A 15512-nucleotide genomic window follows, 5' to 3' on the forward strand; every position below is an offset into this window, starting at 1 on the left:
AGAGAGGACCGAGTTGTCCAAGATCGTTGATGCCAAGGTCATCATCACCGCTCCCGGCCGCAACTACGTGACGCTCAAGCTCACCACCGCCGACGGCGTGGTGGGCTGGGGTGACGCCACGCTCAACGGGCGTGAGCTCGCCGTGGCGTCCTACCTGCGCGACCACGTCTGCCCGCTGCTGATCGGCCGCGACTCCCAGCGCATCGAGGACACCTGGCAGTACCTGTACAAAGGCGCCTACTGGCGGCGCGGCCCGGTGACGATGACGGCGATCGCCGCGGTCGACATCGCGCTGTGGGACATCAAGGGCAAGGTCGCCGGGATGCCCGTCCACCAGCTGCTCGGCGGCCCCGCCCGGGACGGCGTGCTGACCTACTGCCACGCCACCGGCGAGGACGTCCCCGCGCTGCTCGACGACGTCGCCGCGCACCTGGACCAGGGGTTCCTGGCGATCCGGGCGCAGGCGTCGGTGCCCGGCGTGGACAAGGCCTACGGGGTTCCGGCCAAGGGCGAGTTCTACGAGCCCGCGTCCTCAGCGGTCCCGGAGGAAGGCCACTGGGACACCGAGTCCTACCTGCGGCACGCGCCGCAGGTGCTGGGCGCGGTGCGGGAGCGGTTCGGCTTCGACTTCCACCTGCTGCACGACGTGCACCACCGGCTCACCCCCATCGAGGCCGGACGACTCGGCAAGGACCTCGAAGAGCACCGCATGTTCTGGATCGAGGACCCGACCCCGGCCGAGGACCAGAGCGCGTTCCGGCTGATCCGGGAGCACACCACGACTCCGATCGCGGTCGGTGAGGTGTTCAACTCGATCTGGGACTGCCAGCAGCTGATCACCGAGCGGCTGATCGACTACATCCGCACCTCGGTCTCGCACGCGGGCGGCATCACGCACCTGCGGCGGATCTTCTCGCTCGCCGAGCTCTACGGCGTGCGCACCGGCTGCCACGGCGCCGGCGACCTGTCGCCGATCTCGCTGTCTGCCGCGCTCAACGTCGACCTGACCGTGCCGAACTTCGGCATTCAGGAGTACATGGGCCACACGGAGCAGACCGCGGAGGTGTTCCACTCCGGCTACACCTTCGCCAACGGCTACCTGCACCCCAGCGACGAACCCGGACTCGGCGTGTGGGTCGACGAGGAGGCCGCGGAGCGGTTCCCGTACGAGCCCCGGTACCTGCCGGTCAACCGCCGCCGCGACGGCTCGATGCACGACTGGTGAAACGCGGAACGGCCCCTTTCCCACCACGGGAAAGGGGCCGTTTCTTCGACTGAGAAAACTCAGATCTTGTTCACGCGGGCGGCCATCGCCGACTTCTTGTTGGCGGCCTGGTTCTTGTGGATGACGCCCTTGCTCGCGGCCTTGTCCAGCAGACGACCGGCGGTCTGCTGCAGCTCGACGGCCTTGTCCTTCTCGCCGGCGTCAGCAGCCGTGCGGAACTTGCGGATGGCGGACTTCAGCGTGGTCTTCACGGCCTTGTTGCGCTGGCGGTTCGCCTCGTTGGTCTTGATCCGCTTCATCTGGGACTTGATGTTGGCCACTGGTGCGCCTCTTCCTCGTCAGTCGAATCGCGTGCCGCACTCGATCGGCCCGGCCCGAAGACCGGTTTTCCTCCACGGCGGAATGCCGTACGACACGGTCGTCCATGTTAACAAGGCTCACCTGCGCGTTCGCCGGGTGGTCCGCGCGCCGCGAGGACGCTCACAACCGCTCGGAATCCGCTGTGCGCAGGCCATACGGTGACCCCTCGTGCTGACCGCGTTGAACTGGCCCGGATTCGCCGACCTCACCCTCGCCGGGCTGCTGTTCCTCTGCGCGGCGGCGTTCCTCGCCGGAGCCGTGGACGCGATCGTCGGCGGCGGTGGCCTCATCCAGCTGCCCGCGATGCTGATGCTGCTGCCGGGCGGCGAGGTCATCTACTCGCTGGCCACCAGCAAGGTCGCCGCGATCGCCGGAACCTCGGCCGCGGCCCGCACCTACGCCAAGCGCACCCCGATGGACTGGCGGGCCGCGCTGCCGATGGCCCTGGTGGCGCTGGTCGGATCGCTGGGCGGAGCGGCACTGGCCGATGCGCTGCCCTCCTCGGTCCTCAACGTCGTGGTGCTGGTCGCGCTGGTCGTGGTCGGCATCTACACGTGGCGCAAGCCCGATCTCGGCTCGGTCGACGCTCCCCGGTTCGCGCGTCGGCTCCAGCTGGTGCTGATGCTGCTCGGCGGAGCGGTGATCGGGTTCTGGGACGGCATCGCCGGGCCCGGAACCGGCTCGTTCCTCGTCTTCTGGCTGGTCAGCCTGGTCGGCTTCGCCTTCGTCACCGCATCGGCGACCGCGAAGGTCGTCAACGTGGCCACCAACCTGGGCGCGCTGTTCTTCTTCATCCCGGCCGGAAAGGTCCTGTGGGGTCTGGGGCTGGTGATGGCCGCCAGCAACATCGCGGGCAGCGTGCTGGGCGCGACGGTGGCCGCCGGTCGCGGATCGGCGTTCGTGCGGCGGGTGTTCCTGACGGTCGTGGTCGGGCTCGTGGTCAGCCTCGGCTGGAAGATCGCGCTCAGCAGCTGATCGGAACTAAGCTCCCCGGACTCATGGGGGCTGCCGCAGTCGTTCTCGTCGTCCTGGCCGCTTTCGCGCACGCCGGTTGGAACTTCTTCGCCAAGCGCGCAGGCTCGTCCGGGGCGGGTTTCGTGTGGCTGACCGCGACCTGCTCGGCGGTGCTGTACCTGCCGGTGGCCGCGGGCGCGCTGCTGGTGACCGGTGCTCCCCCGCTGGGCGCGTGGCTGGTGGGCGTGCTGGTCAGCGCCGTCATCCACCTCGGTTACTTCCTGCTGCTGCAGCACGGCTATGCCGTCGGCGACATGTCCGTGGTGTACCCGCTGGCCAGGGGCACCGGGCCGATGCTGTCGATGCTGGTGGCGGTGCTGGTGCTGCACGAGCGGCCTGGCTGGCTCGGGGTGTGCGGCGGTCTTCTGGTGGTCGCCGGAGTCTTCGTGATCGGTCTGTCCGACGGGGTGCCGCGCGCCGGGGCGAACCTCGCCGGAGTCGGGTTCGGACTGCTCACCGGAGCGCTGATCGCGACCTACACGGTGTGGGACGCGCACGCCGTGACCGGGCTGGCGCTGTCACCGCTGCTGTTCGACTGGGCCAACAACCTCTCCCGCAGCGCCATGCTCGCGCCCTACGCCGCACGGCGGCGCGATGCGCTCGTCCGGACATGGACCGAACACCGGCGGGAGATCCTCGCCGTCGGGCTGCTGTCTCCCCTGGCCTACATCCTGGTGCTGTTCGCGATGCAGATGGCGCCGGTGAGCCTGGTGGCCCCGGCGCGGGAGCTGAGCATCGTCATCGCCGGGCTGCTGGCTTGGCGGCTGCTCGGCGAGGCGCAACCGGTGCGGCGGATGACCGGTGCGGTCGTGGTGCTCGCCGGAGTGGTGCTGCTCGGCGTGGCGTGATCAGTTGCGCTGGTTGCGCAGCGAGACCAGGCGCAGAACCGTCTTCTCCAGGGCGTAGTCGGCGTCGGCGGCCATGCCCTTCACACCCGCGTTGACCTCGGCGACGACCTGCAGCGCCGCGGCCAGGCTCGTCGGCGTCCAGCCGCGCGACTGCGACTGGGCCTTCTTGACCTTCCAGGCGGGCATGCCGAGATCGCCTGCCAGGCGGTAGGGATCGTTGCGCCCTCCCGCCGCCGCGACGCGGCCGATGGTGCGGACCGAGTCCGCGAGGGCGTCGGCGATGAGCACGTGCGGCACGCCGAGCTGGATCGCCCAGCGCAGCGCCTCCAACGCTCCCGCCCGGTCACCGACCACGGCCTTCTCCGCGACCGCGAACCCCGTCACCTCGGCGCGGCCCCTGTAGTAGCGGCCGACCGCGTCCGCGTCGATCTTGCCGCCCGTGTCGGCCACCAGCTGCGAGGCCGCGGCCGACAGTTCTCGCAGGTCCGAGCCGACCGCCTCGATCAGCGCGCTGACCCCGCCGGAGTCGGACTTGCCGCCCGCGCGGCGGATCTCGTCGCGGACGAAGGCCTCGCGGTCGGCGGGCTTGGTGAGCTTCTTGCACTCGGTGACCCGGGCGCCGACCTTCTTCAGCGCGTTGGGCAGTTCCTTGGCGTGCTTGGCCCGCCCGCCACCGTTGTGCAGGACGATCAGGGTCACGCCCTCGGCCGGTTGCTTGGCGTGCACCAGCAAGGCTTCGGCGATCTCCTTCCCGGCGTCCTGCGCCGATTCGATCGCGAGCACGCGAGCCTCTGCGAACAGCGAAGGACTCAGCATTTCGGCCAGCTCCGGAGGGGTGAGCTCACTCACCTTCACCCGGCTGAAATCGGCCTCCGGATCGGCCGCGCGAGCTGCCCCGACCGCAGCCCACATCGCGCGCTCCACCAGCAGCTCTTCGTCTCCGAGAACCAGGTGCAGCGGGTCCGCGACAACGGTCGGTGAGCTCATGGAGGAATGGTCCCACGGGCCCGCGACAGTCTCGCCATCTGGATGCGCACTGGCCAGAGATGCATTGGTTCAACTAACGTTGCCCTCACAACCGAATAGCTCATCCAGAGGGGCAGAGGGAACGGCCCGTTGAAGCCCCGGCAACCGTTCGTCCGATGCATCGTGCAAAAGCCCGCGCGAGGTCACGGACGGAACAGGTGCCAATTCCGACCCGTCCGCGGGACAGATGAGGAGAGGACCTCGCGCGATGACTGCTGCTGCCCCCGCCAACACGACCGCCGGCAAGAAGTTCGATCTCGGCAACGCCGTCGAACTGGTGTCCAAGGAAGAGGGACACCGGCAGCCGCTGGCCCCCGAGTTCGTCTCCCTCGAAGACTTCTCGCCCCTTGAGGTCGCCTACGACTTCGGCAAGATCCGCCGCGAGGAGATCGAGGCCGGTCCGCGTTCGATCTGGCGCTACAAGCAGTTCCTGCCGGTCCCGGGCAACGTCGACCAGATCCCGAACACCGAGCCCGGCTGTACCCGCTTGATCCAGGCGGACAACCTCGCCAAGGCCCTCGGCGTGAAGAAGATCTGGATCAAGGACGACACCGGCAACCCCACGCACTCCTTCAAGGACCGCGTCGTCGCCGTCGCACTGGCCGCCGCCCGCGAGTTCGGGTTCAAGGTGCTGGCCTGCCCGTCCACCGGCAACCTCGCCAACGCCGTGGCCGCCGCCGCTGCCCGCGCCGGCTGGGACTCGGTCGTGCTGGTGCCCAAGACCCTCGAACGCGCCAAGATCCTGATGAGCGCGGTCTACGACGGCTCGCTGCTGGCCGTCGACGGCAACTACGACGACGTCAACCGGCTCGCGACCGAGCTCGCCGGGGAGCACGAGGACTGGGCGTTCGTCAACGTCAACGTCCGGCCCTACTACTCCGAGGGCTCCAAGACCCTGGCCTTCGAGGTCGCCGAGCAGCTGGGCTGGCGCATCCCCGAGCAGATCGTGGTGCCGATCGCCTCCGGCTCGCAGCTGACCAAGGTCTACAAGGGCTTCAACGAGTTCGCCCAGGTCGGCTTGGTCGACGAGAGCCCGGTGAAGATCTTCGGCGCGCAGGCGTCCGGCTGCTCCCCGGTCTCCACCGCCTTCCGCAACGGCCACGACGTGGTGCAGCCGGTCAAGCCGGACACCATCGCCCGCTCGCTGGCCATCGGCGCCCCCGCCGACGGTCCGTACGTGCTCGACATCGTCCGCAAGACCGGCGGTGCCATCGAGGACGTCACCGACGACGAGGTCCGCGCCGGCATTCGCCTGCTGGCCCGCACCGAGGGCATCTTCGCCGAGACCGCCGGTGGCGTGACCGTGGCGACCGCCAAGAAGCTCATCGAGGCCGGCAAGATCGACCCGGACGCCGAGACGGTCCTGCTGATCACCGGTGACGGCCTCAAGACCCTGGACGCCGTCGAGGGCCAGCTCGGCCCGAAGGCCACCGTCGCCCCGAACACCGAGTCGGTGAACCAGGCTCTGGGCCTCTGATTCAGTTTTAGGCGAATCCTCCTCTCTCACAGGTGGGTGGTTGTCCCGGCGGGACGACCACCCACCTTTTTGTCCACTTCGGACGCTCAGTTGTCGGTGGCGCGCAGCGGGTCTCCACGTGCGACGAAGCGAGGTCCCCGCGGTCCGGGGAGGACCGCGATATCTCCTTCCTGGTCGGTGCGCAACACCCGGGTTCCCGCGCGGGCCAGCGTGTCGATCACGAACGGGTTCGGGTGCCCGTAGTCGTTGCCCGCGCCGACGCTGATCAGCGCGAGCCTCGGCCGCACCGCGCGCAGCAAGCGCGGTGTCGTGTAGCGGGATCCGTGGTGCGGAACCTTGAGCACGTCCGCTCGCAGGTCCGCGCCGGAGGACACCAGACGTCCCTGCCCCGGCAGCTCCACGTCACCGGTGAGCAGCACGCGTCCCGCCGGCGTGGTCGCGCGGATCACCAGCGACGAATCGTTGGCGTCGTCGGCGGACTGCGTGCGGGTCACGCCGGGATCGGGGGCGAGGACGTCGAGCACGAGGCCCGGCCACGCCAGCCGCTGCCCGGCCTGCAGGGTGACGATCGGCGTGCGGTGCGCGCGGGTGTCGCGCACCAGGTCGTCGAAGGCCCACTTCGGTTCGCGCAACGGCCCGATCGCCACCGCGCCGACCGAGGCCTCACCCAGCACCGTGCGCAGCCCGCTGACGTGGTCGGCGTGCAGGTGCGTGAGCACCGCCATCGACACCCGGTGAATCCCCAGGCGCCGCAGGCAGTTCGCCGCCCGGCGCGGATCCGGGCCGGTGTCGACCACGACGGCCTCCTCCGGCCTCCCGGTCGCCAGCACCAGTCCGTCGCCCTGCCCCACGTCGCAGGCCACCACGCTCCAGCCCTGCGCGGGCCAGCCCGGCAGCATGGTGCGCACCGGCAGCACGACCAACGCGCTGAGCAGCACCGCGACCACCGCGAGCAGCCGAATCCTCCTCCCTCGCAACGCGATCAAGCCCACCAGCAGCAGAACCGCCAGCAGCAGTCCACCGCCGGTGCCCGTCGGCCAGTCGAACACCGCGCCCGGCACCGCCGAGGCGCGACCGGCGACCAGCAGCACCCATTCCAACTCCGGCCCGGCCAGCACGACACCGACCGCCGCGGCCCACGTCGACACCGGTGCGAGGACGGTGGCCAGCACGCCGAACACCGTCGCCGGGGCGATCACCGGCGCCGCCAGCAGGTTGGCCGGCACCGCCACCAGGCTCACGCCTCCGGAGATCGCGGCGATCAGCGGCGCAGTGACCACGTGCGCGGCCACCGGAACCGCGATCGCCTCGGCCAGCCCGACCGGGACGCCCCGCGTCCGCAACGCCGCCGCCCACACCGGCGCCAGCAGCACCAAACCCGCCGTGGCCGCGACCGACAAGGCGAACCCCGCGCTGACCGCCAGCTCCGGCAGCAGGAGCAGCAGCCCGATCACGCTCGCCGCCAGCGCCGGCAGCGCCGAGCGGCGACGGCCCAGCACCAGCGCGAGCAGCGTGATGGCTCCCATCACCGCGGCGCGCAGCACGCTCGGTTCGGGCCCGGTCAAAGCGACGAACCCGACCAGCGCCGCACCAGCGCCCAGAGCGCAGACCACCGGACCCATGCCCAGCAGGCGCAGCAGCACCAGGACCGCGCCGCACACGATCGCCAGGTTCGCCCCTGAGACGGCCGTGAGATGGCTCAGGCCCGCCGTCTCGAACTCCTGCTCCACCTCCGGGTCCAGGCCGCTGGTGTCGCCGACGACCAGTCCGGGCAGCAGCCCGGCCGCGTCCGGCCCCAAGTGCCGTCCGGCGACCTCGCGCAGCCCCGCACGCATGCCCGCGGCCACGCGCTGCCACTCCGGCGGCGCCGCGACCTCGCCCGGCGCCCGGTAGACCGGAACCACCGCCACGACGAGCTGTCCGTCGTGCGGCGCTGCCGCCTTGCCCCGGACGGTGAGCCGCTGCCCGGCGATCAGTCCGCGCCACGACTCGGTCGGGACCAGCAGCACCACCGAACCGCCTGCCGCATGACGACGTCCGGCGATCTCGGCTGTCAGCAGCTCCGCTCTGGCGAGCGAGCGGTCCTGCGCCCGGCTGGCGCCGAAAGCGGCCCCTCGCAGCGGAGTTGGCGCGGACGTCAGCTCCACCCGCAAGGCCACCTGCTCACCGGAACCCGCCGCGCGGCGGAGCGGATGTTCTTCGACGTCGTGAGCCCGGACCGCGATGGCGGTCGCCGAGACCGCGGCGAGCAGCAGAACCACCAGCACCGCCTTGGACCCCGTCCGCCGTGCGATCATCAGGAACACCGGGAGAGCCGCCACCAACGCCGCCACCGCGGCCGGCCCCCAGCCCGCCAGCAGACCGAGCAGCGTCACCGCCCAGACCGCCGCTGCCGCCGGGACCAACCGCAGGTCCAGCCGCCGGATCACACCCGCACCAGATCGCGCAGCTTGGACAGCCGAGCCTCGCCGATCCCCCCGACCTCCCGGAGCTGGTCCACCGAGTCGAAGCGACCGTGTTCGGTGCGCCACTGCAGGATTCGCTCGGCGGTGACCTCGCCGACCCCTGGTAGTCCATCGAGCTGCTCCTTCGTCGCGGTGTTGAGGTTGACCTCGCCGTCACCGCCACCACCGGCTCCGGGCTGCCCCGGCTGGGCCTCCGGTGGCACCGGGATGGCGACGTAGAGCTGCTCGCCGTCGGCCAGACGACGAGCGAGGTTGAGTCCGGTCAGGTCGGTGTCGGGAAGCGGCCCGCCCGCAGCCGACACCGCATCGGCGACCCGCGCGCCGGCGTCGACCGTGACCAGGCCGGGGCGCTGGACTCGGCCGACGACGCTGACCACCAGCTCAGCGGGAGCGGCGGCGCTGGTCGACACCGGTGGTGGCGGTGCGGGAAGCGGTGGCGGAGCTGACTCGGCCGTCGGGCGGCCGGACCAGGCGAGTACGAGCACGCCGAGCAGCACGAGGGCAGCGACCAACGACAGCGCGAGCACGCCGGCGCGACCGGGGTCCACTCTCGACCTCAGCAGGGGTTCGGGAAGCCAGCGCTCGGCGAACCGCGACAGCGGCGAACTTCGGCCGCCGCCGGGCGGTTTCACCGAGTAGTGGGGCTGGAGTCGTCGCGTCGGCTCGTCGTGCTCGGCCTCGCGGCGCAGCGTCTGCAGCCGGGACCGGGTGCCGAGCTGTTCGTAGGAGTCGTCGTCAGTGGCGCGGAAGAGCTTGGTGTCGAACATGCAGACGACGTTAGCTCGCGCGAAACCGACTGCGCACCTTTATTTTTCGCGTATCCGACCACTGTGGACCGAACATCGCCGAGATTCAGCTCGATGGTGTGGAATCCGCACCCCGAAGGGTTTTCACGCGCCGAAACGCCACCCGTTCGGGAGAACCACCACACCCACAGAACCCGGCCCGATGTGCGCCCCGATGACCGCGCCGACCTCCGAGACGACGCATTCCGCCGACTCCCCCAGCTCTGCGGTGAATCGCGCCGCCAGCTCCTCGGCGTGCTCGGCGGCGGCGAGGTGGTGCACCGCGATCGCCGCCGAACCGGAACCGGCCGCGTCCAGGGAGAGGTCGCGAAGCCGCGCCATCGCGCGAGTCGTGGTGCGCACCTTCTCCAGCGCGTCGATGCGCCCGTCGTCGACATGCAGCAGAGGCTTGATCGACAGCGCCGTGCCCAGCACCGCCGCCGCGGTGCCGATGCGTCCTCCGCGTCGCAGGTACTCCAGCGTCTGCACGGAGAACACGGTGGTCGTGCGCGCGGCCGTCACCGCAGCGGTGTGCTCCACCTCGTCCAGGTCGGCGCCCGCCTGAGCGGCGTCGGCGGCGCCGAGAACGGAGAACCCCAGTCCCATCGCCGCCGACCGCGAGTCCACCACCCGGACCCGGTCCGGGTCGGTTTCGCGCGCGGCCAGCCGAGCGGCGTCCCACGTTCCCGACAGCTGCCGGGACAGGTGCACCGCCACGACCCCCTCGGCGCCGTCGTACAGCGCCTGCCGATAGGCGCGGGCCAGCTCTCCCGAGGTGGCGCTCGCGGTGGTCACCCGATGCTTGTTCGCCAACGCCTCGGCGAGGTCGCGAGGCGAGAACTCGGTCTCGTAGACGTGCTTGCCACCGTTCACGCTGACGTGCAGCGGAACGACCCGAACTCCGTACCGCGCGGCGTATCCGGACGGCAGGTACGCCGTGGAATCGGTGACGACGGCAATGGACACGGACGCAACCCTACGACGTCAGACGGCAGATGCGATCACACGTGGGCTTGCGCCCCGGCGTTGTAGACCATCAGGCGCCAACGGTGATCGCTGGGGCTGCGACGGCTGAGGACCACCCAGTGGCAGTTGCGCACCCCGCCCAGACCCGGCCACAGCTCCACCGGCAGGGCCAGCAGCTTCGCGGTGAGCGCGGTGATCAGTCCGCCGTGCGCGCACAGCAGAGCGGTGCCCTCGTACTGGTCGTCGAGCTCGGTGACGACCTCGACGGCACGGGTGGCGACCTCGATGCGGGACTCCCCACCGGGCGGCGCCCAGTCCGGGTTCGCCCGCCAGGTGTTCAGCGCACCGGGCCAGCCGTGCTCGACCTCAGCTCCGCTGAGCCCCTGCCACTCCCCGACGTGGGTTTCCCGCAGCCGCTTGTCCAGCTTCACCGGCTCGCCGCTGACCTTGGCGTAGGCGGCGGCGGTGGTGCGCGCGCGGTTCAGGTCGGAGCTGAGGGCCACCGTCGGTTCGAAGGCCGCGATGGAGGGAGCCGCCTGCTCGGCCTGCTCGACGCCGTTGGCGGTCAACGAGCTGTCGAGGTGACCCTGGATGCGGCCGGCGAGGTTGTAGTCGGTCTCGCCGTGCCTCCACAGCACGAGCCGGGCGAGGCTCACTCGTCTTCCTCGGAGGAGACGCCCTGATCGACGAACTCGATGCGCGGGCAGTCCTTCCACAGCTTCTCCAGCTGGTAGAAGGAGCGCTCCTCGGCGTGCTGGACGTGCACCACGACGTCGACGAAGTCCAGCAGGACCCACCGGCCCTCGCGGGCTCCCTCGCGCCGGACCGGCTTGATGCCCACAGCTCGCAGCTTCTCCTCGACCGAGTCGACGATCGATTCGACCTGCCGCTCGTTCGAGGCCGATGCGATCATGAAGCAGTCGGTGATGACCAACTGCTCGGAGACATCCAGCAGGACCACGTCGGTGGCCTTCTTGTCGGCCGCGGCTTGGGCGGCGATCAGGGCCAGCTCGCGGGCGTTCTCGGTGGCTGCCACGTCACTCCTCTCGGCCGGGCTCGGTGTGCCCACGCCGGGTAGCAGGATAGGCCGCCAGTCCCGACCAGGAGCCGCCCGGCCTTCGCATACAAGTCCTTTATGCCCGAGCGGTGCGCTCGGGTTCAATCACCCCTGCGGGCCCCACCCCACCGGAGCCTCGCGGCAGAGGCCGCGCTCGATGATGAAGTGCACCACGAAGCCCCCACGACCAGCGACAACACCCCAGAGAAGCATTCTCGGGCAGCTGAATGGTATCTGCCGCCGCCGTCGGGTCAGCCCACTGTGGTGGCGATTCGGCGCGGGCGCGGATCCGCTCCGCCCTCGCCGAGGGACACGTCGAACGGACGAACGCCGAGCGTTCCCCTGCTAGGGACCCCACTCGGCTGGGGTTTCGCGGTAGAGGCCGCGCTTGGTGATGTACTGCACGATGCCGTCGGGCACGAGGTACCAGACCGGCAGGCCCGCCCGGACCCGGTCGCGGCAGCCGGTGGAGGAGATCGCCATCGCCGGGATCTCGACCAGCGACACCGACCCGTCGGGCAGGTGCGCGCTGTTGAGCGAGTAGCCGGGCCTGGTCACGCCGATGAAGTGGGCGAGCTCGAACATCTCCTCGACCCGGTGCCAGGACAGGATCTGCTCCAGCGCGTCGGCCCCGGTGATGAAGTACAGATCAGCGTCCGGGAACTGCTCGTGGAGGTCGGTGAGCGTGTCGGCGGTGTAGGTCGGGCCCTTGCGGTCGACGTCCACCCGGCTCACCAGGAACCGCGGGTTGGAGGCGGTGGCGATCACGGTCATCAGGTAGCGGTCCTCGGCCGGCGAGACGACCTCGTGGCTCTTCTGCCACGGCTGCCCGGTGGGCACGAAGATCACCTGTTCGAGGCCGAACTGCGCCTGCACTTCGCTGGCGGCCACGAGGTGTCCGTGATGAATGGGATCGAAGGTGCCACCCATGACCCCGATCCGGCGACGAGACATAGCTGACAAGCCTAGATAAGCGTCACGACCAGGCACGTCAGCGGGGCACCCGGAGGTGTCGGACGCCACGGTCCCAGCGCGGATCCCCTCAACCCCACGCCGGGACCGCGGCCGGCTGCGAAGTCCGGCCCAGGCTCCCCCCTCGACCGGACCTCGCCACCCTGCGCGATCCTCCGCGGCTGGGGGCCCACTTCGGATCGCGGGCGCTGCCTCGTGGGCGCGCACAGGTGGGACCCGCGCGCACCGGGGATCATGACGGTGCTAGTGCTGTGATGCCGGTCACTCTTCGGGTGCGACGACCTTCCCGGTCGCGACCTCCTTGACCAGGATCGCCTCCACCGGGCAGGACTCGGCGGCGTCCACGACCTCCTCGGACGGCTCGGACTGGTCCTGCAGGGTCTTCGAATAGCCCTCGACCAGCTCGAAGTGGTCCGGGGCGACCCCGGCGCACATCCCCGACCCGATGCAGGTGTTCGTGTCGATCTCGATCGACCAACTCATCAGCTCACCTCTTCTGTCCGCATGAGCGAGATCACTCGACACCTTGCCACGACACCAGCATCCGCTGGGGACCCCGAACCAGAAGTCCCGACTTCCACGTCACGTCCTGCTCGGGCGAGTTCGGGAATTCCAGGCCCGGCAACCGGGTGAGCAGGGTGCGCAGCGCGACCTGCAGCTCCATCCGGGCCAGCTGGGCGCCGAGGCAGTGGTGCGGGCCGTGACCGAAGCCGACGTGCGAGGCCTCCGCACGCGCCAGGTCCAACGTCTCCGGGTCGTCGAAGACCGCGTCGTCCCGGTTGGCCGAGCCGACGCTCGACAGCACCGGTTCGCCCGCGCGCACCAGAACGCCGCCGAGCTCGACGTCCTCGGTGGCGTACCGCGCGAAACCGGCGCCGACGCCGAGCGGCACGAAGCGCAGCAGCTCCTCGACGGCGGACGGGATCAGGTCCAGGTCCGCGCGCAACCGCCGCAGCTGCTCGGGGTGGGTCAGCAGGACGTAGAGGAAGTTGGGGATCTGCGAGGCGGTCGTCTCGTGCCCAGCGACGAGGATCCCGGCGGCCAGCAGGATCATCTCGTCCTCGCTGAGCTTGTCGTGCTCGTCGCGGGCGGCGATGAGCCCGGTGATCAGGTCGTCGGCGGGCTCGGCCCGGCGCTGCGCGATCAGACCGGCGATGTAGTCCATCATCCGGTCCGTGTAGTCGGTGACCTGCTCCGCGGTGAGCTTGTTGGTCGACAGGAACGCGTCCGACCAGACCCGGAAGTCCGCGCGGTCCTCGAAGGGCACGCCCAGCAGTTCGCAGATCACCGTGATCGGCAGCGGCAGAGCGAAGTCCTCGACCAGGTCCACCGGGCCGCCGCGCTCGATCATCGAGCTCACCAGGTCGTCGGCGATGTCCTGGGTGCGCGGGCGCAGCTTCTCGACGCGGCGCTGGGTGAACGCCTTGGCCACCAGCCGGCGCAGCCGGGTGTGGTCGGGCGGGTCCATGCTCAGGATCCCGCCAACCTGCTGGCGCGGTCGCAGTCGCGGTTCGTCGCGCTCCATCGTTTCGGCGCGGCTGAACCTCGGGTCGCCGAGGACGACCTTGACGTCCTCGTAGCGGGTGGCCAGCCAAGCTTCTTCGCCGTAGGGCAGCTTGACGCGGCTCAGCGGTTCCTGCTCGCGCAACTGTGCGTAGATCGGGTCGAGATCGAGCGTCTCGGCGACGTTGAACGGATATGTCCTCGACTCCGTGGCGGTCATGCGCAGCTCCCCGATCTTGTAAGCAGTCGCTTACAATCCCACGCTACGCCCGGGAAAGACGCTGCGCACGCCGCGATCAGCGATCGTCCGAAAGGCCCGTTCGCTCCAGCAGGACGGACGCCGCACGGGTGACGTAACGGACGATGACCTCGGGGTCGGCCTCCGCCAACGGGCTCTTCCCCAGCACCGAGCGCACCATCCCGATGCCGAACAACCACGCCAGCACGAGATCGGCGCGCAGCTGCGCGTCGTCGGCGTCCGAGAGCTCCGAGAGCCGCTCGGTGTAGCGGGCGCCCAACTCGCCGCGCAGCATCTCCGCCGCCCGTTCATCGCTCCACGAGCGCAGCATCGCCACCAGCGGGTGCTCCCCGTCGGGTTCGGCGCTGTCGAGCAGGTTGATCAGCAGCTGCCGGGGCAGCTCCTCCGCGGAGAGCTCCGCGATCACCTGCTCGCTGTTGCGCGTCAGAACCGCCGCGAACAGCTCCTGCTTCGAACCGAAGTAGCGGAACAGCAGCGCCTGGTTGGCCCCGGCGCGGGCCGCGACGTCGCGCACCGTCGTCGCGCTGAAGCCGCGCTCGGTGAACAGCTCCGAGGCGGCCTGCAGCAGGGCTTCCTTGGTGGCGGCGGAGTCGCGCTTGCGTCGCGGCGCCTGCCTCAAGTTCAGCTCCCCGGCTTGGCCGGGGCGGAACCCGGCCGCACGTGGCCGTCGCCGAACGCGAGCCACTTGGTGGAGGTCAGCTCCGGCAGTCCCATCGGACCCCGCGAGTGCAGCTTCTGGGTGGAGATGCCGATCTCGGCGCCCATCCCGAACTCACCACCATCGGTGAAGGCGGTGCTGGCGTTGACCATCACCGCGGCCGCGTCCACCTGCGCGGTGAACCGCTGAGAGGCGCCGAAATCGCTGGTCACGATGGCCTCGGTGTGCCCGGAACCGTGCTCGCGGATGTGCTCGACGGCGGCGGGCAGCGACTCGACGACGGCAGCGGCGATGTCCAGCGACAGGTACTCGGTGTCCCAGTCCTCGTCGGTGGCCGGCACGACGTTCGGGCCGCCGACCGCCACCACCTGCTCGTCGCCGTGCACCGTCACGCCCGCTTCGCTCAGCTCGGCGATCGCGCGGGGCAGGAACTCCTCGGCGATGTCGGCGTGCACCAGGAAGGTCTCCGCGGAGTTGCAGACGCTCGGGCGGCGAGCCTTGGAGTTCAGCAGGATCCGCAGCGCCATGTCGAGGTCGGCGCTGGAGTCGACGTAGACGTGGCAGTTGCCCACACCGGTCTCGATGGCCGGAACCGTGGACTGCTCGACGACCGCCGAGATCAGACCCGCGCCACCGCGCGGGATGACCACGTCGACCAGTCCGCGAGCGGTGATCAGGTGGTGCACCGAGGCACGGTCGTGGCAGGGCAGCAGCTGGACGGCGTCCATCGGCAGGCCGTGCCGGGCGACGACGTCGCGCAGGATCCACACCAAGGCGGTGTTGGAGCTCTCCGCCGACGACGAGCCGCGCAGCAGCACCGCGTTGCCCGACTTCAACGTCAGACCGGCGGCGTCGACCGTCACGTTCGGGCGACCCTCGTAGACGATGCCGACCACG

At 70.3% G+C, this 15512-nt stretch carries 16 protein-coding genes and 1 riboswitch; of the genes, 4 read left to right on the forward strand and 12 right to left on the reverse strand.

The window, feature by feature from the left end; translation table 11 throughout:
• Positions 1-13 precede the first annotated feature (13 nt).
• Positions 14-1225, forward strand: a complete 1212-nt coding sequence (manD, locus tag AB0J78_RS24515) for a D-mannonate dehydratase ManD (RefSeq protein WP_363792788.1) — start codon at positions 14-16, stop codon at positions 1223-1225.
• 59 nt (positions 1226-1284) lie between these two features.
• Here manD and rpsT read toward each other — a convergent pair whose 3' ends face one another.
• A complete protein-coding gene (gene rpsT, locus AB0J78_RS24520) occupies positions 1285-1545 on the reverse strand; it encodes a 30S ribosomal protein S20 (protein ID WP_363792790.1) in 261 nt (86 codons plus the stop codon).
• A 208-nt stretch (positions 1546-1753) separates the two neighbouring features.
• Here rpsT and AB0J78_RS24525 point away from each other — a divergent pair, with 208 nt between their 5' ends.
• Both AB0J78_RS24525 and AB0J78_RS24530 read left to right on the forward strand, forming a co-directional pair.
• Positions 1754-2560, forward strand: a complete 807-nt coding sequence (locus AB0J78_RS24525) for a TSUP family transporter (RefSeq protein WP_363792792.1) — start codon at positions 1754-1756, stop codon at positions 2558-2560.
• A 23-nt stretch (positions 2561-2583) separates the two neighbouring features.
• The gene (locus AB0J78_RS24530) at positions 2584-3447 is read left to right on the forward strand and encodes an EamA family transporter (RefSeq protein WP_363792793.1); all 864 of its coding nucleotides are present in this window, start codon (positions 2584-2586) and stop codon (positions 3445-3447) included.
• On the opposite strand, the gene holA is transcribed toward AB0J78_RS24530, so the two are convergent.
• On the reverse strand, positions 3448-4434 hold the full coding sequence (gene holA, locus AB0J78_RS24535) for a DNA polymerase III subunit delta (protein WP_363792795.1): 987 nt from the start codon (positions 4432-4434) through the stop codon (positions 3448-3450). It lies immediately after the preceding gene.
• A gap of 97 nt (positions 4435-4531) precedes the next feature.
• Positions 4532-4667, forward strand: a riboswitch (SAM riboswitch).
• A 14-nt stretch (positions 4668-4681) separates the two neighbouring features.
• Here holA and thrC point away from each other — a divergent pair.
• Entirely contained in the window at positions 4682-5950 is a 1269-nt protein-coding gene (gene thrC / locus AB0J78_RS24540) for a threonine synthase (protein ID WP_363792797.1), read from the forward strand.
• An 86-nt stretch (positions 5951-6036) separates the two neighbouring features.
• Here thrC and AB0J78_RS24545 read toward each other — a convergent pair whose 3' ends face one another.
• The 10 genes from AB0J78_RS24545 to AB0J78_RS24590 form a co-directional block, all read right to left on the reverse strand.
• Entirely contained in the window at positions 6037-8379 is a 2343-nt protein-coding gene (locus AB0J78_RS24545) for a DNA internalization-related competence protein ComEC/Rec2 (RefSeq protein ID WP_363792798.1), read from the reverse strand.
• A complete protein-coding gene (locus AB0J78_RS24550; RefSeq protein WP_363792800.1) occupies positions 8376-9182 on the reverse strand; it encodes a ComEA family DNA-binding protein in 807 nt (268 codons plus the stop codon). The genes AB0J78_RS24545 and AB0J78_RS24550 overlap by 4 nt, the downstream gene beginning before the upstream one ends.
• A gap of 123 nt (positions 9183-9305) precedes the next feature.
• Positions 9306-10166 carry a DegV family protein gene (locus AB0J78_RS24555; protein ID WP_363792802.1) on the reverse strand — a complete coding sequence of 287 codons (861 nt, stop codon included), beginning with the start codon at positions 10164-10166 and terminating at the stop codon, positions 9306-9308.
• Positions 10167-10201: 35 nt separating this feature from the next.
• On the reverse strand, positions 10202-10822 hold the full coding sequence (locus AB0J78_RS24560; protein ID WP_363792804.1) for a histidine phosphatase family protein: 621 nt from the start codon (positions 10820-10822) through the stop codon (positions 10202-10204).
• Entirely contained in the window at positions 10819-11202 is a 384-nt protein-coding gene (gene rsfS, locus AB0J78_RS24565; protein ID WP_363792806.1) for a ribosome silencing factor, read from the reverse strand. Before rsfS ends, AB0J78_RS24560 begins: the two co-directional genes overlap by 4 nt.
• 366 nt (positions 11203-11568) lie before the next feature.
• Entirely contained in the window at positions 11569-12177 is a 609-nt protein-coding gene (nadD, locus tag AB0J78_RS24570; RefSeq protein ID WP_132621055.1) for a nicotinate-nucleotide adenylyltransferase, read from the reverse strand.
• 279 nt (positions 12178-12456) lie between these two features.
• Positions 12457-12678 (reverse strand): ferredoxin, encoded by a 222-nt coding sequence (locus AB0J78_RS24575; protein WP_363792808.1) that lies wholly within the window; start codon positions 12676-12678, stop codon positions 12457-12459.
• 31 nt (positions 12679-12709) lie between these two features.
• The gene (locus tag AB0J78_RS24580) at positions 12710-13918 is read right to left on the reverse strand and encodes a cytochrome P450 (protein ID WP_363792810.1); all 1209 of its coding nucleotides are present in this window, start codon (positions 13916-13918) and stop codon (positions 12710-12712) included.
• A 76-nt stretch (positions 13919-13994) separates the two neighbouring features.
• Positions 13995-14576, reverse strand: coding sequence for a TetR family transcriptional regulator (locus tag AB0J78_RS24585; protein ID WP_363792813.1), 582 nt, complete (start codon positions 14574-14576; stop codon positions 13995-13997).
• Between the two features lie 2 nt (positions 14577-14578).
• Positions 14579-15512: glutamate-5-semialdehyde dehydrogenase (locus tag AB0J78_RS24590; protein ID WP_363792815.1), on the reverse strand; the 934-nt coding region annotated here is incomplete at its 5' end.

The organism is Saccharopolyspora sp. NPDC049426 (assembly GCF_040676935.1).
Taxonomy (GTDB): Bacteria; Actinomycetota; Actinomycetes; order Mycobacteriales; family Pseudonocardiaceae; genus Saccharopolyspora.

Excerpts from the sequence above, each read along its gene's own strand:
- thrC (WP_363792797.1), top strand. The coding sequence starts at position 4,682 with ATGACTGCTGCTGCCCCCGCCAACACGACCGCCGGCAAGAAGTTCGAT.
- AB0J78_RS24575 (WP_363792808.1), bottom strand. The coding sequence starts at position 12,678 with ATGAGTTGGTCGATCGAGATCGACACGAACACCTGCATCGGGTCGGGG.
- nadD (WP_132621055.1), bottom strand. The coding sequence starts at position 12,177 with ATGTCTCGTCGCCGGATCGGGGTCATGGGTGGCACCTTCGATCCCATT.
- AB0J78_RS24580 (WP_363792810.1), bottom strand. The coding sequence starts at position 13,918 with ATGACCGCCACGGAGTCGAGGACATATCCGTTCAACGTCGCCGAGACG.
- holA (WP_363792795.1), bottom strand. The coding sequence starts at position 4,434 with ATGAGCTCACCGACCGTTGTCGCGGACCCGCTGCACCTGGTTCTCGGA.
- AB0J78_RS24530 (WP_363792793.1), top strand. The coding sequence starts at position 2,584 with ATGGGGGCTGCCGCAGTCGTTCTCGTCGTCCTGGCCGCTTTCGCGCAC.
- AB0J78_RS24550 (WP_363792800.1), bottom strand. The coding sequence starts at position 9,182 with ATGTTCGACACCAAGCTCTTCCGCGCCACTGACGACGACTCCTACGAA.